The following is a 24,260-nucleotide window of genomic DNA, read 5'->3' as shown; positions in this document are numbered from 1 at the left end:
CGTGCTTCAGCACGGGTATTTGTAGTTCACAACAAGACAAGCAGGTGTGTATGGCGCATTTTATTGACCGAAGGTTAAACAGCAAAGGTAAGAGTACGGTAAACCGCCAGCGCTTTATAAAGCGTTACAAACAGCAGATAAAGCGCGCTGTTTCTGATGCAGTGGGTAAACGTTCTGTTACCGATTTAGATTCTGGCGAGCAAATTAGCATTCCAGCCAGAGATATCTCTGAACCTATTTTTCATACCGGCCGCGGCGGCAGTAGAGATATTGTCCACCCTGGCAACGACCAATTCACGGCGGGTGATAAAATTGATAGACCGCCAGGTGGCGGTGGCAAGGGCGCAGGCGAAGGCGACGCCAGCAATGAAGGCGAAGGCCAAGATGAGTTCGTATTTTCAATATCCAAAGACGAATATTTAGACCTACTTTTTGAAGATTTAGCGCTTCCCAATTTAAAGAAAAATCAATTTGATAAAGTCACCCAATACGAAACCTATCGCGCAGGTTATCAGACCGATGGCGTGCCAAGTAATTTAGATATTGTTCGCTCACTCAAAGGCTCTGTGGCAAGGCGTATTGCCTTAAGCGGAAGTGATAGAAAGAAACTGAGAGAGCTTGAAGAAAAACTTGCACTGCTTATAGAAGACAAGCACGACAATACGTTAGCCATAAATGCATTAAAAGAAGAAATTGAAGCACTTAAAGCCAAAATAGCCCGAGTGCCTTTTATTGATACTTTCGATTTGCGCTTTAAGAACTATGACAAGCGTCCGCTTCCCTCAAGCAAAGCCGTAATGTTTTGCTTAATGGATGTATCTGGCTCTATGGACCAAGCCACCAAAGACATGGCTAAACGGTTTTATATCTTGCTGTATCTCTTTTTGACGCGAACCTACGAAAATGTAGACGTGGTGTACATTCGTCATCACACGCAAGCAAAGGAAGTAGACGAGCACGAGTTTTTCTACTCTCAAGAAACCGGCGGCACTATTGTTTCAAGTGCATTGAAGCTAATGGATGAAGTCGTTCGCGAGCGCTACAGCGATGGAAACTGGAATATCTATGCAGCACAAGCGTCAGATGGCGATAACTGGGCTGATGACTCGCCACAGTGTCGTGACTTGCTTACCGCTAAACTGCTACCCGCAACCCGTTACTATGCCTATATAGAGATAACCGAGAGGCAGCACCAAAGTTTGTGGCGAGAATACGAGAAAGTGGCCGCCACTCACGACAACTTTGTATGTAAGCACATACAAACACAGGCTGACATCTATCCTGTGTTCAGAGAGCTATTCAAACGCTCTGAACAAGATGCGCAGCAAGGAGCCTAATATGACAACCGACGCTATGGCAAAAGAAAACAGCAAGCCTGAAACATCAAAACGCCACTTATTAAGCGATGGGCCCGACTGGACGTTTCCACTTATCGAAGAGTATGAGCAACATATCGATCGCATCGCCAAAAAATTTAAGTTAGACACCTATCCCAATCAAATTGAGGTGATCACCGCAGAGCAGATGATGGATGCTTACGCCAGCATCGGCATGCCGCTTAACTACACGCACTGGAGCTTTGGCAAAAAGTTTATTCAAACTGAGCAACAATACCGTCGTGGACAAATGGGGCTGGCTTACGAAATCGTCATTAACTCTGACCCCTGCATTGCGTATTTAATGGAAGAGAACACCATTACCATGCAAGCGCTCGTTATGGCTCATGCGTGCTACGGTCACAACTCATTCTTCAAAGGCAACTACTTATTTAAAACCTGGACCGATGCCAGCTCTATCATCGACTACCTGGTCTTTGCTAAAAACTACATTGCTAAATGCGAACAAAAATATGGATTTGATGAAGTCGAAAATATGCTCGACTCGTGCCACGCGCTAATGAATTACGGCGTTGACCGATACAAACGCCCGCAGAAAATTTCGTTACAAGAAGAGAAAAACAGACAAGAAGAGCGCGAGGCCTACCTGCAATCGCAAGTGAACGAGCTTTGGCGCACCCTGCCAAATAGCCCGCATAGCAAACACAAAGAAAAAATTCGTTTTCCACAAGAACCGCAAGAAAACCTGCTTTATTTTATTGAAAAAAACGCACCTTTACTTGAACCTTGGCAACGTGAAATTGTGCGTATTGTACGGAAAGTTTCGCAGTATTTTTATCCGCAAAAACAAACCCAAGTAATGAATGAAGGATGGGCCTGTTTTTGGCACTACCACATTCTAAATGAGATGTATGACGAGGGTTTGGTCAGCGACCGCTTCATGATGGAGTTTTTGCACAGTCATTCAAGCGTCGTTATGCAGCCAGAGTACAACAGCCCTTATTACTCTGGCATCAATCCGTATGCGTTAGGCTTTTCCATGTTCATGGATATTAAACGGGTGTGTCAGTCTCCCACTGAAGAAGACTATAAATATCTTCCAAGTATTGCGGGAAAAGACTGGCTTGAGACCGTGCATTTCGCCATGGAAAATTTTAAAGACGAAAGTTTTATCAGTCAGTTTTTATCGCCTAAAGTTATTCGCGACTTTAAGTTATTCGCCCTTGAAGATGACACCACCAAGCCCTTTATTGCGGTGAGCGCTATTCATGACGAAATGGGTTATCAAATTATTAAAGAGAAGCTGTCTGCTCAATACAATTTGAGTAATTTAGAACCCAACATTCAGGTACATAACGTTGATGTAAGAGGCGACCGTTCGCTTACTCTTCGCTATATTCCTCAGCGAGGAATTCCGCTAGGCGATTCAAAAGATGAAGTTATGCGCCACCTGCACAGGCTGTGGAAATTTGATGTACGTTTAGAGCAAGACAATGGTGATGATGGTATTGACGTGATATCAGAGTGTAAACGTGCACCGCAGGCGTAAGCCTGCGGTCAGCCATCAGAACAAGATTTTAAGCCGCCTTTGCACTTTCCATTTCTTTTCTGGAACACAGTAGCAGTGACAGTGCGCCTATTGCTGCAAAAACTGCTGCGGTAACGAACGTCTCATAAGCGTTAGTGCCTTGCTGCCACTGCTGCCCTGCCAAGTAGTTTCCAAATGCGCCACCTAATCCAAACGCTATACTGATGTATACCGCTTGCCCTCGGCTTTGATACGCCTTCGGCAGGAACTGGTGGATAAAATGCACCGATACTGCATGCGTTAAACCAAAGCTTAACGCATGAATAAGCTGACTCAACACAATCACCATAAAGGTATCAGCGAATGCCGCCATGACATACCAGCGAAGCCCTGTCAGTGCGATGCTCACAAACAATAAATTCCACACGCCAAACTGGCTAATCAGACGGCGGGCAATAAGAAATATCCCCACCTCGGCAAGTACCCCAAGCGCGATAAAGATGCCAGTTTGTTGGCCGCTGTAATCAAGGTCGCGCATGTAAAGTGCGAAAAATCCGTAATACGCACCAAAGCTAATTTGCAAGCACGCTGAAGCGAATATAAAGATGGCGAAAGGTTTTTGTTTGGCGTATTTCCAAATACTTCCCGCCGTAGACGTTTCAGGTGCAGCTTCTTTGGGCGCACGTATGAACAAGGTACTGATGAACAGTAACGCGAGTACGCCAATACTGGCGAGCACTGGCGTGTCGGTAGAAAAAATATCTAGGGCTTTACCCACACCTACCGTCAAACAAATAAAGCCAACGCTCCCCCATAGCCTTACCTGCCCATACGTGGCATTGGTTTTCGCCACCGTGTTCATCGTGATAACTTCAAGTTGAGGCAACACCGCTGTCCAGAACATCATCATTAACCCGAAAGCCAACGTAAGCCCCCAAAAACTGGTGAAGTAAAACACCGAACTGAAAGTTAGTACGGTGAGCAAGCAGCCTAAACGCATTACGCCAATGGCATTACCCGTTTTATCGGCCACGCCAGCCCACAAGCCTGGCCCTAAAATACGCGCTAGCGTTATAACAGCAAAAAGTTCACCGATTTCGGCAGAAGAAAATCTCCGCCCATCAAGGAAGATACCTAAATAAGGCACAAGCACGCCAAGCTGACCGAAGTAAAGCCAGTAGGTGATAGCAAGAATAAAGAGGCCGGTTTTGCTGCTTGCTGGGCTCGCCGCAGTATTGTTGGCATCGTTTAGGCCATTTGGTGACAATTCACATCTCCATATGCAAAAACGCCACTAGCGCAGAACCGGCAGTGGCGAATGATAAAATTAATTAGCGCAACATGCGCTCATGCTGCGTGTATCTTTAATCCGCGTTAACGTCGCAGTCTTGGCATTGCGGTCTTGCGATTTAAAAAACTGCTATGCCTGACCCGCAATTGGTTTCGTGGTCGACTGCACACCGGCATTTTGAGCGCGGTGGCGCAGCAGATGATCCATCAATACCAGTGCCAGCATGGCTTCGGCAATAGGTACAGCACGGATACCCACACACGGGTCGTGACGACCTTTGGTGACGATATCGATTTCCTCATTGTCTTTATTGATAGTTTTACCGGGAACCGAAATACTTGAGGTCGGCTTAAGCGCCATGTGTACTTCAATATCCTGACCGGTAGAGATGCCGCCTAGCACGCCACCTGCATGATTAGATGTGAATCCTTCGGGAGTAAGCGTATCGCGGTGTTCACTGCCTTTTTGATTAATAACATCAAAACCATCACCAATTTCCACGCCTTTCACTGCGTTAATTCCCATCATGGCGTGGGCGATTTCAGCATCTAGCCTATCGAAAACAGGCTCGCCTAGGCCTACAGGCACATTCTTCGCAACAACCGATACTTTCGCGCCAATGCTGTCGCCTGACTTTTTAAGGTCTCGCATGTACTCGTCCAGCGCGTCAAGCTTAGACTCATCAGGGCAGAAAAACGGGTTAGTGTTGGTTACATTGTGATCAACCTTATCTACCGTTACCGGCCCAAGCTGAGACAAATAGCCTAATACCTCAATACCGTGCACTTCTTTAAGGTACTTTTTCGCAATACCACCTGCAGCTACGCGAATAGCCGTTTCACGTGCAGACGAACGCCCACCACCGCGGTAGTCACGGCTTCCGTACTTTTGATCGTAGGTATAGTCAGCGTGGCCTGGACGAAAGCGGTCCTTGATATTGCCGTAATCTTGGCTTCGCTGATCTTTATTTTTAATCAATAAACCAATACTGGTGCCAGTAGTTTTACCTTCAAATACGCCAGATAAAATTTGTACTTCATCGTCTTCTCTTCGCGCCGTAGTATAACGAGAGGTGCCGGGCTTACGTCTGTCTAAATCAACCTGAAGATCTTCTTCTGTGATCTCAAGTCCTGGAGGGCAACCGTCTACCACACCGCCAATTGCAATGCCGTGGCTTTCACCAAACGTGGTTACAGTGAAAAGTTTTCCGAAGCTGTTACCTGACATAATTAACTGTTAATCCTTACTACTAAAATACTGTACTAATGTGTTTTTCTGAATTGCGAAAATACCTGAACCGCCATTTTCGAACTCAAGCCAAATGACTTCTAAGCCAGGGAACCTTTCGCTCATGTGCACTTCGCTATTTCCAACTTCAACGAATAACCAGCCACCGTCATTAAGGTAAGTTGGCGCCTCTTTAAGCATGATATCAACCAGTTCCAGACCGTCTTCACCTGCGGCAAGGGCAAGCTCAGGCTCGTGGTGATACTCTTCAGGCAAGTCAGCCATGTCCTCTGCGTCAACATAAGGCGGATTAGACACGATAAGGTCGTATTTCTGCCCTTCTAAACTTGAAAACAGGTTAGACTGAATGGGATAAACACGGTGACTAAGACCATGCTCCTGAATATTGATATCGGCCACTTCCAATGCATCTGTGCTGATATCAACGGCATCTACCTGCGCCTCTGGGTATGCATGAGCAAGCGCAATAGCAATACACGCGCCGCCCGTGCACATATCAAGAATACTGTTAGGCGTAGATTCTACAAATGGCGCAAACTCTTTTTGAATAAGTTCAGCAAATGGAGAGCGAGGAATGAGCACTCGCTCGTCTACGTAGAACGGCATACCGCAGAACCAGGCTTCGTTTGTGATATAAGGCAATGGCATGCGAGTTTGCACGCGCTTTAAAACAAGCTCTGCAATCTTCTCTCGCTCGCTTTTCGTTAAGCGAGACGTCATTACGCTGTCCCCAACTTGCTCCAATATAGGATGAGGCAAATGTAAGGCTTGCATAACTAGGCTTGTCGCTTCATCCCATGCATTGTCAGTACCATGACCAAAGTACAAGGCCGCATCGTTAAAACGGCTGGTTGCCCATCGTGTCATATCTAACAGGGTATGCAGATCTTCAATGGCTTCTTCAAGGTAAAACTTATCGGTCATGGCGTTTGGGTACATCAAAAATTTTAAAGCTGGTATCATACCCAAACTTCATACCGATTCACATAATTAACTACGTACCGAATCTTTCTATTCGTTATAATTTAGGCGTTTTGAATCGTTAAACTCGAGTGTATTTACCCAAGCTGTTGTTGATGAAAACCTTTAAAAAAGAACTCAAAGCATTAAAGAAGCAACTTTCTGAACCTCATCGCCATAAAAGTCAGGCGAGACAGGAAGGCGCCCGTAATGGAAATATGTCTACGAATACCGAGGAAGAGACCTTTTCATTTGCCGATGCAATGCAGGGAGTGACGCCTTTATCACAAGATAAAGTTGAGCCTGATAAGCAAGTTGAGTTATTTAAGAAGTCACAGCAGGTAAAAGGTAAACATCTAAAACACAGTAAGCAATTAGCGGCAAGCTTCGACTTTTCTGATATGTACCAGGCAGCGTTGCCGCAAGAAGGGCCCATGCGCTTTTGCCAAGAAGGTGAGTCTACGCATATTTTGAAGCAGCTGCGCCGTGGCGACTACTCGCCAGAAATGACGTTAGATTTACATGGCCTTACCCGAGAGATGGCAAAAGCCGAGCTTGCCGCACTTATTCACACGGCAAGAAAAGAACTGATAGATTGCGTGTGTGTAATGCATGGTTTTGGTCAGGGCGTGCTAAAAGCCGCCCTGCCCCATTACTTAGTTCAGCACCCACACGTACGTGCATTTCATCAAGCGCCCCTCGAATACGGTGGACAAGCAGCACTACTGGTACTCATCGACATACCGCTTCAAAACAACAAGCGTTAATTTGCGCCTGGACACTCATACATGGTGACTTATTTGTCTTCATCTGCACTGTTGTGCATAAACAAATAAGTGTAATACATCATCATCGCTACAATAATGCCTATACCGAGTAGTGAGCCCCATACTACGGGGTCTTTCATCATAGTCCACAACATAAGTAATCTCCTCTTCAACTAAGTAAATAGTAGAAGAGGCGTTAGATAGAGGATGTGATCCAGATCAAATTCGATTTCTAGTCGTTAGCTGTCGGCCTAATTATTTGATCCAGGTCAACATACAGTTAATACGAATCCACATATTCGTCGCGCCATCACAATTGGGGCTTTGCCATACTTAGTTGTAACGATTGAATATGTTCAGGTCTCCCTCATAACCAAGCAACGCCTCCGCATTACGGCACAGCTGCTCCATCGACTCACTAACTTGTATATCAAAATTGGGGGGTGTTGCTCGAAGACTGTGTTGAAAGATTTTGGCGTTTACATGGTTCGCAAGCAAAAGAAACCCCAAACATCCATACGTTCGCAGAAAGGGAAGTCGTGAGCAAAGTTGAGATGCGGCAGTATGTGTAATCGTTAAACTTTTATCGGGTATAGATAGAATTACCCACTTATCAAGTTTCTGACCCTCTCTTGCGATATTCCTAAACCACCCGTCGACAACGCTATCGTCGTATACATTGCTTGGTATATCGAATAGCACATTGTTGACGTTGAAAAAACGGTATTGATGCTGACTACCTACCATGGCTACCTCCTGTTATGCCTTCATTCAATTGATAGAGTGGAGCACTGAGCAAAGATCAGTTTTAACAGGGCGAGTTCGCCTAGTTAGGGCTGTTATGGCTATCGTCTGGCATTATTGAACTGATTAACATTGTGGGCCTGCAGACAAGCAAGTACTTTTTCACTCAACCACAGTGTTGCCTGAGCAGTGTCGTCAAAGTATTCGAATGCTAGTGTTGAAGATTCATAAACACGAGACCAAAACTTCTTTTGCATTGCCACACCTTCTGGTTCATGAAGCACCACTGCCGTGGCGATTAGTCCCAATGCTACGGCTTTACTAACAATTTCTTGCCCAGCGTTAGTAGCCTCCATGGGCGCAAGTGCTAGACCATGCACATTTACTAAGCTTCCCCAACACGGTGTATCAATATTCTTTCTTTGTGCGCCAACCACACGCTCATACTTTTGCATGAACTCAAGATTAAACGGACCTACTAAGTCTATATGTAGAATATTTTGCTCTGCTTGAAAATGAGCGTGAACTTCTCCATGCGCACTAAACTTGTCTATATCCATACGTTCCTCCACTTGAAAAGTATAGAACAAGATTAGGGCCAGATAAATTTGTTGCATATTGAGGGATAGAATTAATTCACAAAAAGGTATTGCAAATCATTCTCATTTACACTATCTTGTAAATGCCTGTTCGACGTTGGGTAAAAAACGGTCTTGGCTTAGCGTCGCTGAGGGATAGACGCCCGTCTATCCCTCAATTTTTTTCTTCAATATATTTTTCTACTTATTTTAATCAACGTTCATAGACGCATAAAAAAAGCGACTATCACGTCGCTTTTTCTCGCTTCTTTAATTTAGCTAAACAGCTTCATAAACCAACCTTTTTGAAGATCTTCCTCGCAGGTTTTAAGTTGCGTAGCATAGCGCAGCGAGCGCGCTTTAACTTTTGACGCCACTTTCTTCAGCCACGGCTTTCTATCATAGCTTCTGCGTTTGTACCCGCCCCATCCTTCGTGATAGTTAAGGTATTGCGCGTAGGCGTCCCATTTAGAAATACCGTTCACTTTTTGCGACTTGTAAATAAACCATCCCATAAAGTCGATAGCGTCCTCGAAATCATCACGATCCGCACCACTGTTATCTGTTTCTCTCATATAGTCAGACCAGGTAGGTGTTTTCGCTTGTGAATAGCCATAAGCCGAACTAACACGCCCCCAAGGAATAAGCCCGAAGAAAACGTAATCACGCGGTGGAAGCGCATCGTGGCGGAAGGAACTTTCTTGATACATCATGGCCATTGGAACATGTATAGGCACACCCCATTTATCGCGGGCATCAGCAGCTGCATCATACCAATCGTCCTTTTCGTAGAATATTTCGCATAAATTACTGATGTCTTTAGGAGGCGTAGTTGCACACCCAGCGATAAACAGCGGAAAAAGAACGATGAGAGTTGATAAAAAAACAACCAATTTTTTGAACTTTTGGTTCATAGCTTGTCTTAACTAATGTTCTAGTAAAATGTGTGTTTCCCTGGAACCCTTCGATGCCTGACCTATGTCAGGCATTTTTTTTTGCTGGGGCCTCAGCGAAATAATCACGAATAAATGTATCAAAGTCTTTAACATCAGCAGCTTCTATTTCTTTTTGAGCAGCAAACGACACGTCAGCTTGGGCAGCAAAACCAGCAGCATCCGTATCCGTGTATTCAAAAGACTTCATCTCAGCTTGATAAGCTTGTGCCAGTTCTAAGCCCAACACGCCATTATCTTTGTCACTTTCTAGCAAAGTAGCAAGTAGTTTACCTGACGGTGTTAGCGCCGGATCCGCCACTTTTTCAGCCTCGACGTTCACCGCTTGTGTATAACGCGACGTATCATTGGCTAAATCGAGTAATTCGGCCGCTTGCTCGAAGGACTTAAACAGAGAGGCACACCATTTAGGTAGTGAAATATTTTCTCCGCCATTTTGCAGGAGCAAATCAGGGTTTCGCCCTTCTAACACTACTTTATTCATATTCTCTTTAGCTTCTTTAAGCTGCGCTTCGTCAAGTTCTGCACTTGGCATTAGTAAGCACGCCACTAAGAACACATCTAAGAAATCGAATTGCGTCTGTGAAATACCAATTGCCGAAAATGGATTTACATCTAGAGCGCGCACTTCAATGTAGCTGATACCGCGTCTAACCAAAGCGTCTGTTGGCTTTTCCATTGACTGAGTGGGCTGCTTAGGGCGTATAGGCGAGTACAGTTCATTTTCAATTTGAATGATGTTGCGACTTAACTGTTGATAATTGCCCTCTTCGCCTGCAGCAAACTGGCTGAACCGGGATGACGGCGTATTCATCGCATCGCGCAGCAAGGTGACATAGTTGTCTAGCTTGTTGTAACAAATCTTAAGCGACGATTGCTCTGCACTTGTGTAGCCTAAATCACTCATGCGAAGTGATGTCGCGTATGGCATGTATACCGTGCCCTTACCTACCTTTTTAAAAGGTAACGCATGCTGCTTTCCTTTTAAAAACGATCCACATAATGCAGGGGATGCACCGTACAAATAAGGAATAAGCCAACACAACCTGCGGTAGTTGCGGATAAGCCCAAAATAATCGGCTGAAGTCTGCTCTTGAGAATGTTCTTTTCCGTTCAGTTCAGCCCATAGCTTCCAAAACGTTTCGGGAAGAGAAAAGTTGAAATGCACGCCAGCAATTGCCTGCATCATACTGCCGTAGCGGTTTTTAAGACCAATGCGATATACACGCTTCATCTTGCCCACATTTGACTCACCAAAATAGGCGATGGGAATGTGCGCTTCATCATCTATAAAGCATGGCATACTTAGCGGCCATATTTGCTCTTCACCAATATTATCAATAACGAATTTATGGATATCTTTTAACTGAGAAATCGTTTTGGCAGCACTGTTTTCTGGCGGCGTAATGAATTCAAGCAACGATTCAGAAAAGTCTGTGGTGATTGAATCATGGGTTAGCGCAGATCCCAGCGGTTTAGGATGGGGTGTTTGTGCCAACGTACCGTTCGGGTTTATACGAAGGGCTTCGCGCTCAACGCCGCGCTTAATATCTTTTAGCGCAGCGAGAAATTCGGGTGACTTAAGCGCAGCAATGCGCGCTTCAAAACGGGATGAGTCTACAGTCAAAATGGTGGTCCGTTATGTCAATATAGCCCCCTGTTATGGGGGGCAATAATGTAAATTCAACAAAATCAATCTATCAGTTTAACGTTTCTCGGGTATTACTCTCTACTGATAACTCGATAATTGGCATCGATAGCGCGTTTAACTGAGGCAAAATTTTAGCTTTATCGCCTACTACAATAATTTGCATCTTATCAAGATTCAAATATTGCTTTGCCAAGGTATCCATCGTTTTCTTATCAATATTGTTGATAATAGCAAGCTGCTCTTCACGATAGCCTTTATCAAGACCATAGCTAAGCAATTGCCTTAAAAAGCGCGCTTTACTGGTAGGTGTTTCAAATTCAAGTGCGTCGCTTAACGTAAAGGCATTGCGCATGAACGCAATTTCTTCCTCGGTTACACCTTCAGTGCGGTAGCGATTAATCTCTTTTAAAATTTCAGCGATACCTTCACCTGTGTTAGCAGCAGTGAGGTCGGTACTTGCTTCAAACCAACCAAGGGTTTTGCCACCAACGAAACCACTATTTGCTCCATAGGTGAAGCCTTTATCTTCTCGAAGGTTCAGATTTATGCGGCTATTAAATGCTCCCCCTAATGGGAAGTTCATAAGGCGAGACTTAAAGTGATCGCCTGTCGCATCAAAAGGTAAACTTCTATCAACAATAAATACTACCGACTGAACCGCTTCTGGGCTATCCACTAGGAAAATTTGGTTTTCTTCGTACTTGGGAAAGTCGCTGTAATCAGCAAATTCATAGGTATTCCCCTTCCACTGACCAATAAAGTCTAGTGTATTCACCATGTCTTTTTTCAGTAAGTTACCAACAACGACGATACTCGCTTTATCTGGCGAATAGTAATTGGCATAAAACGTTTTAACATCTTCCAACGTGATATTCTGCACAGTTTGCAGCGTGCCTTCATCCGGCAGGCTCACGCGGTTATCTTCACCAAAAAGAACGAGGTCACGCGCGCGGCGAGCTAAGCTAGACGGCGTTTTCGCTTGTTGCTGCAAGCCTTGTACAACACGCTCTTTCATGCGGTCGAAATCTTCTTGAGTGAACGCAGGGTTGAACAGCTTTTCTTTTAACAGCGCTAGGGTTTCATCTAAATGCTTGGTTAAAGTAGACACGTAAACCTGTGAGTATCTACCTGCAGTACTAAATCGGATAGCGCTACCCAGTTTTGCAAGTTCGCTAGCTAATTCTTCATTGCTGTAATGCTTTGTAGTTTCATTCATAAGTAACGCGGTTAAGTAGGCCGTACCCGCTTTACCTTCAGGGTCTAGCAACATGCCGCCATCCATACCTAATGTAAGCGTTACCGTTGGCGTTTCGGTGCTGGTTACGCCAAGTATTTCAATGCCGTTAGCAAGTTCAGATTCCCAATAATCAGGAACTTCCACAACCGGTGCCTCACCGGCTTTCGGCATTACGCTTCTATCAAAGCTAGGGGCGGTATTGGTAGATAGGGCACTGGAAAAGGCTTCGTCATCAGACACATCTACCGTATCGATTTCAATATTTCTCACCGGACGTTCAAAGGTCTGCTTAGCCGCAGCGAGCTGAACCTGCCCTTTGGGCACCACGCTTAATACAACGCTATTGGCGTCTTTAATATATTTATTGTAAACACGCATAACGTCTTCAGCAGTTACGGCGTTGTAGCGCGCAATATCTTCGGCAATCAAATCTGGCGTTTGGTAAAAGGTTTCGTTAGCGGCGAGGGCTGACACTTTGCCAGACACACTTTGTAAGCCAAATACCGTACGCGCTTCAATTTGTCCTTTTGTACGCGCTAAATCATCTGCCGTTACACCACGTGTCTCAAACTCTTTTAGGGTTTCATTCAGTACGTTCTGGAGAGTAGAAAGTGAGGTAATTTTTGCAGGGTTAGCCAAAGCGAGTAGCTGGAACTCACAGGCAAGTTCGCGGCAAGGGTGAGACACCACGGCTTGCACCGCCATGCCTTCTTTCACTAGGTTTTTGTAAAACAGAGAGGTTTTTCCACCGCCTAAAATCTCGGCCAATACGTCCAGTGGCGCTTCGTCTTCATGGCGACCATACACAGTAGGGTAAGTTATTTGCAGAAGTGGAAGATGAACTTTATCTTCTAACGTTACATAACGGGTTTCGTCTAACGTTACTGGCTGAGGCTCGGGCTCTTCTACTTTCGGGCCTGTTGGGATTTCACCAAAGTATTTATTCACCCACGCTTTGGTTTTGGCTACGTCGATATCGCCACCAATAGTAAGGACCGCATTGTTCGGGCCATACCAGCGTTTAAAAAAGGCTTTTAGGTCATTGACGTCAACGCGGTCTAAATCTTCTACATAGCCGATTGTCATCCACGAGTATGGATGCCCTTCTGGGTATAGCGCTTCACCATTAAGCTCGAAACGCAATCCATAAGGCTGGTTATCCACCCGTTGGGCACGCTCGTTTTTAACCGTTTCTCTTTGGTTTTCAAACTTCGTTTGGTCTACGGCCTCTAACAGATAGCCCATTCTGTCAGATTCTAACCAAAGAACTTTTTCCAGTTGGTTAGCCGGTACGGTTTCAAAATAGTTTGTGCGATCGGTATTGGTTGTGCCGTTTAAGTTACCGCCCGATTCTGTAATCACCTTGAAATGCTGCTCATCGGCAACGTGTTTTGAGCCTTGAAACATCATGTGTTCAAAAAAGTGAGCAAACCCTGACTTACCTACCTCTTCTCGCGCAGAGCCAACGTGATAGGTAACGTCAACATGAACCAGTGGATCAGAATGGTCTTCGTGGAGAATGACGGTAAGTCCGTTTTCTAATGTGTACTTTTCGTAAGGAATAGACACGGTGTTCGACGAATCAGCTACTGTGTTTAGTTGGTTATTCGTCTTCTCTTCCTGTACGTGCTGACACGCTGTTACTGCAATGACGCCTATGGTCATAACGAAGGTACGTAGGGTCAGTTTTCCTGACATGATGATTCCTTTTAAATTACTACACATTCTTCACTCTGCCTTTTCACTCTATATTCACTGAGTGGTACTTGGCTTATTGGGTGAAAACAGAGGTTGCTATCTCTATAGCGCAAGCGAATTTTCGAAGACTACCAGACTTTTTAGCGCTTTACTTGCTTCGACTTTGCTATGATTGTATTAATTTGTGTATTTCTGAAATACACTTACACTTCATAGTCTTTTGTAAAATAGGCTTTAGCCAGTTGAATTCGCTAAGTGGTACGAATGAACTGACAAACGGTTTCCATTTGGAATAGAAATAGCCCAATAGAAGTTGCGAAATAAAAAGGATAGTTGCATGGATCAGTCAACAACAGTAGTCGATATTGATTTTGGAATGTCACAGCTAAGTGGTAACAAAAAACTGTTGTTCACCCTACTTGGTAAGTTTACGGACGAATACCGTTCTCTTGATGCTGACTTGCAGGCGCATGTTGCTAAGGGTGATTTTAATGAGGCTTACTCTCTTGTTCACACACTAAAAGGCGTGACAGGAAACCTAGGGCTTTTTGCTTTGCACAATGCGAGCAAGCCTGTAGAAAGCGGCTTTAGAAACGACAAACGCGTTGCTGAACAATACCCTGCTTTTATCGCAGTACTTGATGAAACCATTGCTGCGGTTGATGCGTTGATCAAAGAGCCAGAAGTCACAGCTTCTGCCCCGGCACCGGCGAATGGAGCAGCAGCTGAGCAAGCGCGAAAACAGTTAATGACAGCGCTGAAAGCGAGCGAGTTTATCGCCCAGGACAAACTGGATGAATGGCTAGATGCCCTTGCCCTACCTCAAGAAAAGCGCTCAGCTATTATCGATGCGGTAGACGAACTTGACTATGAAGAAGCCATATCAGAGTTAGAAAATAGCTAGTGCAGCCGATCCCCGTTCTCTTTGAAAATACAGACCTCATTATTGTTAACAAACCTATTGGTATTGCTATGCACGATGCCACTAATGAGGCAGATGTTAGAGAAAATATTGCCAAAAACGGCGAGCCAGAAAAAATAGACGGCATTGTCACCCGATTAAAAAAGCAGTTAGCCGAAACAGAACTGCATCTATGCCACCGCTTAGATACGGGCACGTCGGGCTGCTTGTGTCTTGCTAAAAATGCAGCTGTAGCCGGAGAAATTGGCGAGCTTTTCTCATCACGACGTGTGAGCAAATACTACTTGGCGCTAAGTGATCACAAGCCTAAAAAGAAACAAGGCATGATAATGGGCGATATGAAAAATCGTCGAGGCGGCCAGCGGATTTTGCTAAAAACCACAGAAAACCCGGCTATCACTCAGTTTTTCAGTAGCGCGGCTAAGCCCGGTACCCGAGGGTTTATCGTTAAGCCTCACTCGGGGAAAACCCATCAAATTCGTGTGGCGCTTAAAAGCATTGGCGCACCTATTTTGGGTGATACACTTTATGGTGGTGAGGCATCAGACAGGCTGTATCTTCATGCATGGCATTTGCGCCTTCCTTTGTCTTCTGGTGAATTATCGGTTACTGCACCTTTCGATACCGGTAAAGTAATAAACGAAGACGACGTGCAGGCCTGGTATAACGGGCTTAATGCGCCTGAGACTTATCCATGGCCTTCCCTGCCCGCACGCTATATGCCGGCGCAATAAGGAAAAGTGCGATAGGCCTGATAAGTGTCGATGACCATAATAAAATAGAACGACATTGAGTGTTTAATAGGTGCTAATGGGTAAACTACATATAGTTGGCGGCGGTGCCATAGGAAGCCTAATTGCTGCGAGCGCCCAGAAAAATGGCGTGCCGTATGACTGCTACCCCAGAGACATGAAAACCATGCCCTCTTGCGCACACTGGCAAAACGGCCAAACCACTGCGCTAAAACCTGCGAAGTCTTCACCTATCGTGTTACCTAAAAGTGATGTGCTGATATTCCCCTTAAAAGTATATCAACTTAAAGCAGCCCTATTGCAATGGCTTCCCTATCTCACACAACAGCCTACCGTTGTGCTGCTTCACAACGGTATGGGCGGGCTTGAGGTCGCAAGACATTTACTTGGCGGCGATTATCCGCTGCTTCTTGCTACAACCAGTCATGGCTCGTTAAAAGTAAGCGCGTCGAGCGGCGATTTTCATGTTAAGTATACTGGCGTTGGCGCAACGCAAATTGGCGCGCCAAATGTAAATAAACCATCACCTCAAACATTGGCCGCCCTCTCACAAATAGCGCCACAGCTAGCCAGCGCAATTGCGACGTTAGACAACGCACTTCCGCCGGTGCAATACCAAAATAATATTCTAAGAGCATTGTGGACGAAGCTTTCCGTTAATGCCGTGATTAACCCACTAACGGCGCTTCACAATATCCAAAATAAGCACATTGCTAAGCCTGAATTTGAACAAAGCCGTATTTCAATTTGCAATGAGTTTACTCAGGTAGCGAATGCTTACGGGCTAGATTTTGATGCACTGTCAGTTCATGAAAATGTGCTGTCTGTAGCCAAGGCGACCGGAGAAAACTACTCAAGTATGCATCAGGATGTTGCTCACGGTAGACAAACAGAAATAGACGCCATCAACGGTTACATTGTAGATATGGCAACAAAAAAGGGTATTCCCGTTCCCGAGAATACCCTTTTAGTAGAGCGTGTTAAGGCGCTGAAGCTTTAACAGCGCCGAGCACCTAAATCACGCAATGTAAGGATTAAGATTATTCTTGTTCACCCGCTTCTTGCGCGTCTTTTGGCGCCTGAGGCTTCATGTGTGGGAACAAGATAACATCTTTAATTGTTGAGCTATCAGTAAATAGCATAGCTAGACGGTCAATCCCGATGCCTTCACCCGCCGTTGGCGGCAAACCATATTCAAGCGCGCGAATGTAATCATCGTCGAAGTGCATGGCTTCATCGTCACCAGCGTCTTTCTCTTCAACCTGCTTCGCAAAACGTTCCGCCTGATCTTCCGGGTCGTTAAGCTCGCTAAAGCCATTCGCTAATTCACGTCCACCTACAAAGAACTCGAAGCGGTCGGTAATGAATGGGTTGTTGTCGTTACGGCGCGCAAGCGGCGATACTTCCCACGGATATTCTGTAATAAACGTAGGTTGAATAAGCTTCTCTTCCGCGGTCGCTTCGAAGATTTCGCAAAGGTACTTACCCGCACCCCAAATGCCGTCAACTTCAGGCTCTTTGATGTGAAGCTGTTTCGCCATTGCTTTAAGCGCGTCAAGGTTCGCCTCTGGGTCGCGGATAGCTTCTTCGTTAGCTTCTGGCCAGTACTTAAGAATAGCTTCGCCCATGCTTAAGCGGTCAAACGGCTTACCAAAATCGTATTCAACTTCAGACGTTACGTTACCTTCAGCGTCTTTAGTTGTGTTTTTGATAATGCTTGTACCAAGAATATCTTCTGCCAGCGTGCGCAGCATATCTTCGGTAAGGTTCATCAGGTCGTTGTAGTCTGCATACGCTTGATAGAACTCAAGCATAGTAAACTCTGGGTTGTGACGGGTTGATAAGCCTTCATTACGGAAGTTACGGTTAATTTCGAACACACGCTCAAAACCACCAACCACTAGGCGCTTAAGATAAAGCTCTGGTGCAATACGCAGGTACATATCGATGTCTAACGCATTGTGGTGAGTCACAAACGGCTTCGCCGTCGCGCCGCCAGGAATAACCTGAAGCATCGGTGTTTCTACTTCAAGGTAGTCACGATCGGTAAGATAATTGCGAATACCGTTTACGATCTTGCTACGGATCATGAACGTTTTGCGCGTTTGTTCACTTGTGATCAAATCAACGTAGCGCTGGCGATATTTCGTTTCCTGGTCACTCAAACCGTGGAATTTTTCTGGCAATGGACGAAGTGCTTTGGTTAGCAACTCGTATTGCTCCATGTTCACGTAAAGGTCGCCTTTACCTGACTTATGCAGGTCACCCGCCACGCCAATAATGTCGCCAATATCTAGTGCGCCATATTTTGCTTTAAGGGCTTTTTGCGTGTCTTTATCTGCGTATGCCTGAATGCGGCCAGTCATATCTTGAAGCAACATGAAAGGACCACGCTTTGCCATAATACGGCCAGCGATGCTTACTTTGTTACCCTGCTCTTGTAGCGTTTCTTTGTCGAATTCACCGAACTTAGCTTGAAGCTCATCCGCATAGTTTTCGCGACGGAAGCTGTTTGGGAAACCGTTTGCACGGCACTGCTCGCGAATAGCGCTTAGCTTAGCACGGCGCTCTGCAATCAATTTGTTATCGTCTGTTTGTTGGTCAGTCATAACCTTTCACTTCGTTGTTCGGTTTACAGCCCGGATTTCAGGCTGGCTTCAATAAATTTGTCCAAGTCGCCATCCAGCACGGCTTGAGTGTTGCGTGTTTCCACGCCAGTACGCAAATCTTTAATGCGGGAGTCGTCCAAAACGTAAGAGCGTATTTGACTTCCCCAGCCGATATCAGACTTGCTGTCTTCCATCGCTTGTTTTTCAGCGTTTTGTTTTTGCAGTTCAAACTCATAAAGTTTGGCTTTTAACTGCTTCATCGCCTGATCTTTGTTTTTGTGCTGCGAGCGGTCGTTCTGACACTGCACCACAATGCCCGTAGGTTCATGGGTAATACGTACCGCTGAATCTGTTCTGTTTACGTGCTGGCCACCCGCGCCCGATGCGCGATAGGTGTCTATACGTAAATCAGACGGGTTGATTTCAATATCGATGTCGTCATCAATTTCAGGATATACAAACGCAGATGAAAACGACGTATGACGGCGGTTGCCCGAGTCAAACGGCGATTTACGTACTAAGCGGTGTACGCCTGTTTCTGTGCGTAGCCAGCCAAACGCATATTCGCCCTGAACGCGCAGCGTAGCACTTTTAATGCCCGCGACTTCGCCTTCCGACACTTCAATAAGTTCCGTTTTGAAACCGTGCGCTTCGCCCCAACGCAAATACATGCGCAGCAGCATGTTGGCCCAATCTTGTGCTTCTGTACCACCAGAGCCCGACTGAATATCAATATAACAGTCGTTTTCGTCGTTAGGGCCAGAAAACATGCGGCGAAACTCAAGCACTTCTAGCTGCTCAATTAAGCCTTCAAGCTCACTTTGGGCCTCAACGAAGGTATCTTCATCTTCGGCTTCAACGGCCAATTCAACGAGACCTTCAACGTCTTCAGTTCCCTGATCGAGCTTGTGGATCGTCTCTACGATTTGCTCTAGGGTGACTTTTTCTTTGCCAAGGGCCTGCGCTCTGTCTGGCTCGTTCCAAACGTCAGGACTTTCTAACTCTCGGCTAACTTCTTCTAAACGCTCTGACTTTGCATCAAAGTCAAAGATACCCCCTAAGCGCTTCAGTGCGCTCGCGGATATCTTTTATCGCATTCATAACGGGGTTTATTTCAAACATAGTCCGCTTATTTCGTTAAAAATTTAAGACCGCGGATAGTACCGAATTTGAAGGAATTTTGATAGGGGTTGGCGCAAATATTGCGACACTGGGCTTGTGCTAATTTTCGTATGGATTTTAAGCACCTTCGTTGAAGCGAGTATTTTCACCGTTCAATGGCGCGCACATACTGTTGGGTAGGCTGTCTTAGCCCATACAAATAGAGTAAATGTTTGAAAAAGCAGCCTTCAGCTGCACTAGTTTGGAGCATTATTGCTTATTGTCGCGTGCGTTTAGTGTGCGAATTGATTGGAAAATCTTTTAGGAAAAGTATGTCGTTCAATAATTTGTCTTATGCCGTTATCGGCGTACTTCTCGGTCTTTTTGTATTGGCCTTGGGCCAACTCGTCGATTGCCAGAACCTTGCCGGGGCGACGATGGCGTTGCAGTGCCCCAACGGCACGCCCATTTCTAAATTGTGGCTTGCCACGTCAATGTTAATAGCGGGAAGCGGAATTTTCACTTGGCTATATCGCAATCGTAAATATTAACCGTAAAGTGCAGAAATGACTCGGTGAGTATCGACGGTGTTAACACATCACTGCGTATAGCTGTTACGTAATGAGTCTAACTGCTGACTGACGAAAGTAAGCTTTAGAACGAACAACACGTTTTAAGTGCTGTTCGTTCTGGTAAAAAAAGAGCCATGCTCACTTTTAATGGATTGCCCCTTTTTCCTGAGCAAAGTGTTTTTTACACACCCGCTGGAATTTCCGGCTATTTAGCAAAAGAATAATCTGTGTAGCCCTTCTCACCACCACCAAATAACGTATCGGGGTTGTGCTCATTCAGCGGTACATTATTCGCCAGTCTGTAGGTTAAATCTGGGTTCGCCACGAAAGGTCGACCAAAACCAATCATATCTGCCCATCCTTCAGTTAAAGCTTTTTCGGCACGCTCTGTGTCGTACTTTCCGGCATAAATAAGCAGACCGCTATAGGCTTCACGAATAGCCATCTTGAATGATATTGGCATTTGCGGCGCATCATCCCAGTCGGCTTCAGCAATATGCATATAGCCAATCTTGAATCTATTAAGCATGGAAGCAATAGCAAGATAGGTCTCTTCGGGATTGTCGTCGACCGTCCCGTTTAATGTTGTTAGGGGCGCCAAACGTACACCTACTTTATCAGCGCCAATTTCCTCAGACACGGCCTGCACCACTTCTTTCAAGAATCGAATGCGGTTCTGTACACTTCCGCCGTATTCATCAGTTCTTGTATTACTTTGAGAATCAATAAACTGGTTAAGCAAGTAACCATTAGCCGAATGCAACTCAATGCCATCAAATCCGGCATCTACGGCATTGCGCGCCGCAACGCGATACTCTTCCACCACGGCTTTTATATCTTCAATGCTCATTTCTCGGGGCATGACCGACTCAACAAAGCCAGGGTTGTCGCCTTCATCAACAAATACTTTTACGCCTTTTGCTTGAATCGCCGATGCGCTAATTGGCTGCTGCCCCTCTGTATTTGAAGGATGGGATACGCGGCCCACGTGCCAAAGCTGCGCAAACATCACACCACCCGCTTCATGGACTTTATCTGTTACCAACTTCCAGCCATCGATTTGCGCCTTGGTATAAATACCCGGCGTCCACGCATAACCCTTACCGAGTGCCGAAATTTGTGTGCCTTCACTCACAATAAGCCCTGCACTTGCGCGCTGAGCGTAATATTCAGCCATAAGGGTGTTGGGCACATCTCCCGGCTGTGTTGAGCGGGAGCGGGTCATTGGCGGCATAACAACCCGATTGTTCAGCGTTTTTCCAGCCAGCGATAGGCTTTCAAATAATTTCATAATACGATCCTTTGAACTTTATTCTTGCAATTTACACGTTTAGATAACGGTAAATATAAGGCCCTATAGCTGGCTTAGAACCCGTACTTTTAACAAAGCACTTTTGCATTTTTCACAAGAGTACCGGTGTATTTCGACGACGTTATCCCAAATTTCATGCATCTCCTCTTGACGCAGAAAAAATTAAGCTTACACTTGTGCGCTGAATTAGCGTACAAGTGTAAGCTAAAATATTTTCATCCTTTTTGTATTTAAGATATTCCGACGAAATACAGGTGTGATTTCTACATTGAGACTATTACTAGATAAATTCACTGATCGCATTTTTCACCATGCCTCTTGGAAGGGCTACTGGGAAGTGCTGATGCAGCAAGTTAGACCCGCGTGGCGCGATGGGTATTTCAGAGCTAGGGTCGTGACCGTAAAAAAACTGAGCACGGATATGCTCGAGGTGTTACTTATACCAGAGAGGTCTTGGCCAACGCATGTTGCAGGGCAACATATCGCATTAACCATAGAAATTAATGGCAGGCTCACCACTCGCGTGTTTACCATAGCGAGTGGTGCTAACACCCGACAAAAAGAAAAGCAGATTCGTCTTGTAACCAAGGTTAAAACTCAGGGCGCATTAACACCTTATCTTCACTCTTGTGTGCCTAATCAATGGGTAAATATCTCAGCCCCTATGGGGGAATTTATCTGGCCGAAGGTTGAAAAGCCCCTACTTATGATAGCGGGCGGCTCGGGTATAACTCCTTTCATTGCCATGCTTGACGATGCCGTCAACAACGCGCAGCTAAACCATACACCGGTACACTTACTTTATTTTGCTAAGCCGGACGAGCATGTATTACTCAATGAATTATCAGCGTTCAGTCAGCGCTGTGAGCACTTCACCTATGATATTTTGAGCAAGCAAAAAGACGGAGACGTAGAAGCGCATCTTTGTAACTTTGCCAATGCACACTGGTTAGTGTGTGGTCCACATGCCATGTTCGAGCAAGTTGAAAGTTATGCAAATACGATCAACGTCCCTGTTTCGAGCGAGCACTTCGCTGCGCTTCCTGTCCTAATCAGTTCTAGTCTTAGCCAAAGTGAAACCTTTTCCTTGGTACACAACGGCCAATCTTTAACTGTCGACAATCAGCAAACCCTACTTATACAACTTCAGCAAGCAGAACAACCTGTGACTTATGGCTGTGGCATGGGAATTTGTCATCAATGCCAATGTGTTAAGAAACGGGGCGTAGTGAGAGATACCCGCACGGGTGAGCTTTCAGATAGCGCAGAGCAACTTATTCAGCTGTGTGTATCACAAGCCGTTACTGATTTGGAGATTCAACTATGAACACCAGCGTTGCAATAGACAACCAACACCGTGAAGAAGCCATCGAACAGGCGCATTCTCCGATAAGTGAAACCAAAGCTATTCGGTCAACGAGCACTAAAGAGAAACCGAACTACGAGTTACTTGCCGCTCAGCTTGATGAAATTAAAGCTGACATTAAACGAAAAGTGGGTGCTGAAGATGCGGCCTATATCCGACGTATTATTCTTGTTCAGCGAATTTGCGAGTGGAGCGGACGGATACTTTTAATGTTGGGGTTCATTCAACCGCTGCTCTGGGTTGCCGGCGTATTGAGTTTAGCTACAGCAAAAATTCTCGATAATATGGAAATAGGCCACAACGTAATGCACGGCCAGTACGATTGGATGAACGACAAACACATTAATTCGAAAGGCTATGAGTGGGATATTGCCTGCGATGGTGCGAGCTGGAATCGCGTTCATAATTACGAGCATCACACGTATACCAATATTATTGGGAAAGACAGAGACTTTGGCTACGGCTTGCTTCGCCTGTCTAACGATTTTAGATGGCGTGTAAAAAACCTATGGCAGTTTGCGACTTACATCGTACTTAGTGTTTTATTTCAGTGGGGTGTGTCGTATCACGAAATGGCCGCTGAGCGGGTCTTTTTTGGAAAAAAGAAGGACAACCGTAAGAATCAGGTTACCCATAATGAACTTAAGAAACGCTTTTTTAGTAAAGGCGCACGTCAGTTAGTAAAAGATTATGTACTATTTCCTTTGTTAGCTGGGCCGTTATTTTTATGGGTATTTACCGGCAACCTTATCGCCAATTTACTGCGCAATTTATGGACATCTACTATTATCTTTTGCGGCCATTTCACTGGCGACGTGGAAACGTTTAAACAAGAAGATTGTGTTAATGAAACCCGAGGGCAATGGTACTACCGACAAGCGCTGGGCTCGTCGAACATAAAGGGCGGAAACCTGTTTCACGTGCTTACTGGGCATTTAAGCTTTCAAATTGAGCACCACCTGTTTCCAGATATCCCAGCCAGACGCTACCGAGAGATGGCCCCCAAGGTAAAAGCCGTATTCGAAGAACACGGCATGCACTACAACACTGGCAGCTTTTTAAAACAATACGCCAGCGTGTTAAAACGCATTATTCGCTACTCTTTCCCTTAACCAGTTGAAACCCTAACCAGCCGGCCATAGCGCTCGCGCTGGTTAGGCACGTGCCCCACGCCCAATCAACCAACATGATAAACAATGTAAAACCTTCAATAATGCTGTACGCCGTTAAATTGTAGGCACCATAACTGGCCACCCCTAGAAGCGCGCCATCGATCCCAGCATAAAGTAACGACTTATCTCTGTTCGCCACCACAGCAAGTACAAACACCACACATCCATACATGAGGTAAAAAACCACCCAAGGCCACGTGATAAATTGGCTTCTAAGCAGAGGAGCCATTTCACTTTGATACCAGCCATCCGCAATAACGCCAAGCCACAAGAAGTCGAGCACACCAAAACACACAAAGATTGCAATTAACGACACGACGATGTTTTTCGCAAAGCGAATGATGTTGGAAAGCATGGAACCTATCCCTGTAAATAAGCAAATTGCGGATGCAAGTGATTTAAAATATGAATACGCAAGTGTTGCACAATAAGTGCACCGCGAGAATGCTAAACCTTAAAAAA

General features: G+C 45.4%; 22 protein-coding genes. 9 read left to right on the top strand and 13 right to left on the bottom strand.

The features are described from left to right. The first annotated feature begins 50 nt into the window (after positions 1–50). Positions 51–1,337, top strand: coding sequence for a YeaH/YhbH family protein (locus tag MHM99_RS05105; RefSeq protein WP_014948762.1), 1,287 nt, complete (start codon positions 51–53; stop codon positions 1,335–1,337). A 1-nt stretch (position 1,338) separates the two neighbouring features. Further along, the gene (locus tag MHM99_RS05100) at positions 1,339–2,886 is read left to right on the top strand and encodes a SpoVR family protein (protein ID WP_014978686.1); all 1,548 of its coding nucleotides are present in this window, start codon (positions 1,339–1,341) and stop codon (positions 2,884–2,886) included. Between the two features lie 28 nt (positions 2,887–2,914). Here MHM99_RS05100 and MHM99_RS05095 read toward each other — a convergent pair whose 3' ends face one another. The 3 genes from MHM99_RS05095 to prmB all read right to left on the bottom strand — a co-directional run bounded on the left by MHM99_RS05095 (position 2,915) and on the right by prmB (position 6,328). After that, positions 2,915–4,132, bottom strand: a complete 1,218-nt coding sequence (locus MHM99_RS05095) for an MFS transporter (protein ID WP_156078077.1) — start codon at positions 4,130–4,132, stop codon at positions 2,915–2,917. 153 nt (positions 4,133–4,285) lie between these two features. Further along, positions 4,286–5,383, bottom strand: a complete 1,098-nt coding sequence (gene aroC / locus MHM99_RS05090; RefSeq protein WP_156078076.1) for a chorismate synthase — start codon at positions 5,381–5,383, stop codon at positions 4,286–4,288. A 9-nt stretch (positions 5,384–5,392) separates the two neighbouring features. Then, complete coding sequence (prmB, locus tag MHM99_RS05085; RefSeq protein WP_061094557.1) at positions 5,393–6,328, bottom strand: 50S ribosomal protein L3 N(5)-glutamine methyltransferase; 936 nt, start codon at positions 6,326–6,328, stop codon at positions 5,393–5,395. Between the two features lie 152 nt (positions 6,329–6,480). Here prmB and smrB point away from each other — a divergent pair, with 152 nt between their 5' ends. Then, positions 6,481–7,131, top strand: coding sequence for an endonuclease SmrB (gene smrB / locus MHM99_RS05080; protein WP_014948757.1), 651 nt, complete (start codon positions 6,481–6,483; stop codon positions 7,129–7,131). Positions 7,132–7,160: 29 nt separating this feature from the next. Here the strand turns inward: smrB and MHM99_RS21170 are convergent, their stop codons facing one another. The 6 genes from MHM99_RS21170 to MHM99_RS05055 all read right to left on the bottom strand — a co-directional run bounded on the left by MHM99_RS21170 (position 7,161) and on the right by MHM99_RS05055 (position 13,992). Further along, a complete protein-coding gene (locus MHM99_RS21170; RefSeq protein WP_012517787.1) occupies positions 7,161–7,286 on the bottom strand; it encodes a hypothetical protein in 126 nt (41 codons plus the stop codon). 178 nt (positions 7,287–7,464) lie between these two features. Next, positions 7,465–7,878, bottom strand: a complete 414-nt coding sequence (locus tag MHM99_RS05075) for a hypothetical protein (protein ID WP_156078075.1) — start codon at positions 7,876–7,878, stop codon at positions 7,465–7,467. A gap of 98 nt (positions 7,879–7,976) precedes the next feature. Then, complete coding sequence (locus MHM99_RS05070; protein ID WP_014948755.1) at positions 7,977–8,435, bottom strand: hypothetical protein; 459 nt, start codon at positions 8,433–8,435, stop codon at positions 7,977–7,979. A 293-nt stretch (positions 8,436–8,728) separates the two neighbouring features. Further along, on the bottom strand, positions 8,729–9,367 hold the full coding sequence (locus tag MHM99_RS05065) for a hypothetical protein (protein WP_014948754.1): 639 nt from the start codon (positions 9,365–9,367) through the stop codon (positions 8,729–8,731). A 67-nt stretch (positions 9,368–9,434) separates the two neighbouring features. After that, positions 9,435–11,033, bottom strand: coding sequence for a glutamate--cysteine ligase (gshA, locus tag MHM99_RS05060; RefSeq protein ID WP_131138032.1), 1,599 nt, complete (start codon positions 11,031–11,033; stop codon positions 9,435–9,437). Between the two features lie 73 nt (positions 11,034–11,106). Then, positions 11,107–13,992, bottom strand: a complete 2,886-nt coding sequence (locus MHM99_RS05055) for a pitrilysin family protein (RefSeq protein WP_239218414.1) — start codon at positions 13,990–13,992, stop codon at positions 11,107–11,109. 337 nt (positions 13,993–14,329) lie between these two features. On the opposite strand from MHM99_RS05055, the gene MHM99_RS05050 reads away from it, so the two are divergent. The 3 genes from MHM99_RS05050 (at position 14,330) to MHM99_RS05040 (ending at position 16,666) form a co-directional block, all read left to right on the top strand. After that, on the top strand, positions 14,330–14,896 hold the full coding sequence (locus MHM99_RS05050) for an Hpt domain-containing protein (RefSeq protein WP_014948751.1): 567 nt from the start codon (positions 14,330–14,332) through the stop codon (positions 14,894–14,896). Then, a complete protein-coding gene (locus MHM99_RS05045) occupies positions 14,896–15,648 on the top strand; it encodes a pseudouridine synthase (RefSeq protein ID WP_239218412.1) in 753 nt (250 codons plus the stop codon). The genes MHM99_RS05050 and MHM99_RS05045 overlap by 1 nt, the downstream gene beginning before the upstream one ends. Positions 15,649–15,724: 76 nt before the next feature. After that, complete coding sequence (locus tag MHM99_RS05040) at positions 15,725–16,666, top strand: 2-dehydropantoate 2-reductase (RefSeq protein ID WP_239218410.1); 942 nt, start codon at positions 15,725–15,727, stop codon at positions 16,664–16,666. 40 nt (positions 16,667–16,706) lie between these two features. On the opposite strand, the gene lysS is transcribed toward MHM99_RS05040, so the two are convergent. Further along, entirely contained in the window at positions 16,707–18,275 is a 1,569-nt protein-coding gene (lysS, locus tag MHM99_RS05035) for a lysine--tRNA ligase (protein WP_239218408.1), read from the bottom strand. Positions 18,276–18,298: 23 nt separating this feature from the next. Further along, a protein-coding gene (prfB, locus tag MHM99_RS05030; protein WP_152910863.1) for a peptide chain release factor 2 occupies positions 18,299–19,397 on the bottom strand; the annotation gives its coding sequence in 2 pieces (ribosomal slippage) (positions 18,299–19,321 and positions 19,323–19,397; 1,098 coding nt in all). Positions 19,398–19,609: 212 nt separating this feature from the next. Between prfB and MHM99_RS05025 the strand changes: the two genes are divergently transcribed. Beyond that, positions 19,610–19,927, top strand: a complete 318-nt coding sequence (locus MHM99_RS05025; RefSeq protein WP_239218406.1) for a hypothetical protein — start codon at positions 19,610–19,612, stop codon at positions 19,925–19,927. 226 nt (positions 19,928–20,153) lie between these two features. On the opposite strand, the gene MHM99_RS05020 is transcribed toward MHM99_RS05025, so the two are convergent. Further along, entirely contained in the window at positions 20,154–21,239 is a 1,086-nt protein-coding gene (locus MHM99_RS05020) for an alkene reductase (RefSeq protein WP_239218404.1), read from the bottom strand. A 289-nt stretch (positions 21,240–21,528) separates the two neighbouring features. Here MHM99_RS05020 and MHM99_RS05015 point away from each other — a divergent pair, with 289 nt between their 5' ends. Then, positions 21,529–22,587, top strand: coding sequence for an FAD-binding oxidoreductase (locus tag MHM99_RS05015; protein ID WP_239218394.1), 1,059 nt, complete (start codon positions 21,529–21,531; stop codon positions 22,585–22,587). Then, a complete protein-coding gene (locus MHM99_RS05010; RefSeq protein WP_081099348.1) occupies positions 22,584–23,738 on the top strand; it encodes an acyl-CoA desaturase in 1,155 nt (384 codons plus the stop codon). The genes MHM99_RS05015 and MHM99_RS05010 overlap by 4 nt, the downstream gene beginning before the upstream one ends. Here the strand turns inward: MHM99_RS05010 and MHM99_RS05005 are convergent. Beyond that, positions 23,716–24,153, bottom strand: coding sequence for a DUF2177 family protein (locus tag MHM99_RS05005; RefSeq protein WP_187447661.1), 438 nt, complete (start codon positions 24,151–24,153; stop codon positions 23,716–23,718). The genes MHM99_RS05010 and MHM99_RS05005 overlap by 23 nt on opposite strands. Positions 24,154–24,260: the final 107 nt, after the last annotated feature.

It is taken from the genome of Alteromonas sp. MmMcT2-2 (assembly GCF_022348305.1).
GTDB lineage: Bacteria > Pseudomonadota > Gammaproteobacteria > Enterobacterales > Alteromonadaceae > Alteromonas > Alteromonas macleodii.
Note: the sequence above shows the minus strand (reverse complement) of the source record. Positions and strands in the feature narration are given on the sequence as shown.

Coding starts and splice junctions, on each gene's coding strand:
- aroC (WP_156078076.1), bottom strand. CDS start 5,383: ATGTCAGGTAACAGCTTCGGAAAACTTTTCACTGTAACCACGTTTGGT.
- MHM99_RS05105 (WP_014948762.1), top strand. CDS start 51: ATGGCGCATTTTATTGACCGAAGGTTAAACAGCAAAGGTAAGAGTACG.
- prmB (WP_061094557.1), bottom strand. CDS start 6,328: ATGACCGATAAGTTTTACCTTGAAGAAGCCATTGAAGATCTGCATACC.
- smrB (WP_014948757.1), top strand. CDS start 6,481: ATGAAAACCTTTAAAAAAGAACTCAAAGCATTAAAGAAGCAACTTTCT.
- MHM99_RS05040 (WP_239218410.1), top strand. CDS start 15,725: ATGGGTAAACTACATATAGTTGGCGGCGGTGCCATAGGAAGCCTAATT.
- lysS (WP_239218408.1), bottom strand. CDS start 18,275: ATGACTGACCAACAAACAGACGATAACAAATTGATTGCAGAGCGCCGT.
- MHM99_RS05005 (WP_187447661.1), bottom strand. CDS start 24,153: ATGCTTTCCAACATCATTCGCTTTGCGAAAAACATCGTCGTGTCGTTA.
- MHM99_RS05065 (WP_014948754.1), bottom strand. CDS start 9,367: ATGAACCAAAAGTTCAAAAAATTGGTTGTTTTTTTATCAACTCTCATC.
- MHM99_RS05100 (WP_014978686.1), top strand. CDS start 1,339: ATGACAACCGACGCTATGGCAAAAGAAAACAGCAAGCCTGAAACATCA.
- MHM99_RS05055 (WP_239218414.1), bottom strand. CDS start 13,992: ATGTCAGGAAAACTGACCCTACGTACCTTCGTTATGACCATAGGCGTC.
- MHM99_RS05070 (WP_014948755.1), bottom strand. CDS start 8,435: ATGGATATAGACAAGTTTAGTGCGCATGGAGAAGTTCACGCTCATTTT.
- MHM99_RS05020 (WP_239218404.1), bottom strand. CDS start 21,239: ATGAAATTATTTGAAAGCCTATCGCTGGCTGGAAAAACGCTGAACAAT.
- MHM99_RS05075 (WP_156078075.1), bottom strand. CDS start 7,878: ATGGTAGGTAGTCAGCATCAATACCGTTTTTTCAACGTCAACAATGTG.
- MHM99_RS05050 (WP_014948751.1), top strand. CDS start 14,330: ATGGATCAGTCAACAACAGTAGTCGATATTGATTTTGGAATGTCACAG.
- MHM99_RS05010 (WP_081099348.1), top strand. CDS start 22,584: ATGAACACCAGCGTTGCAATAGACAACCAACACCGTGAAGAAGCCATC.
- MHM99_RS21170 (WP_012517787.1), bottom strand. CDS start 7,286: ATGTTGTGGACTATGATGAAAGACCCCGTAGTATGGGGCTCACTACTC.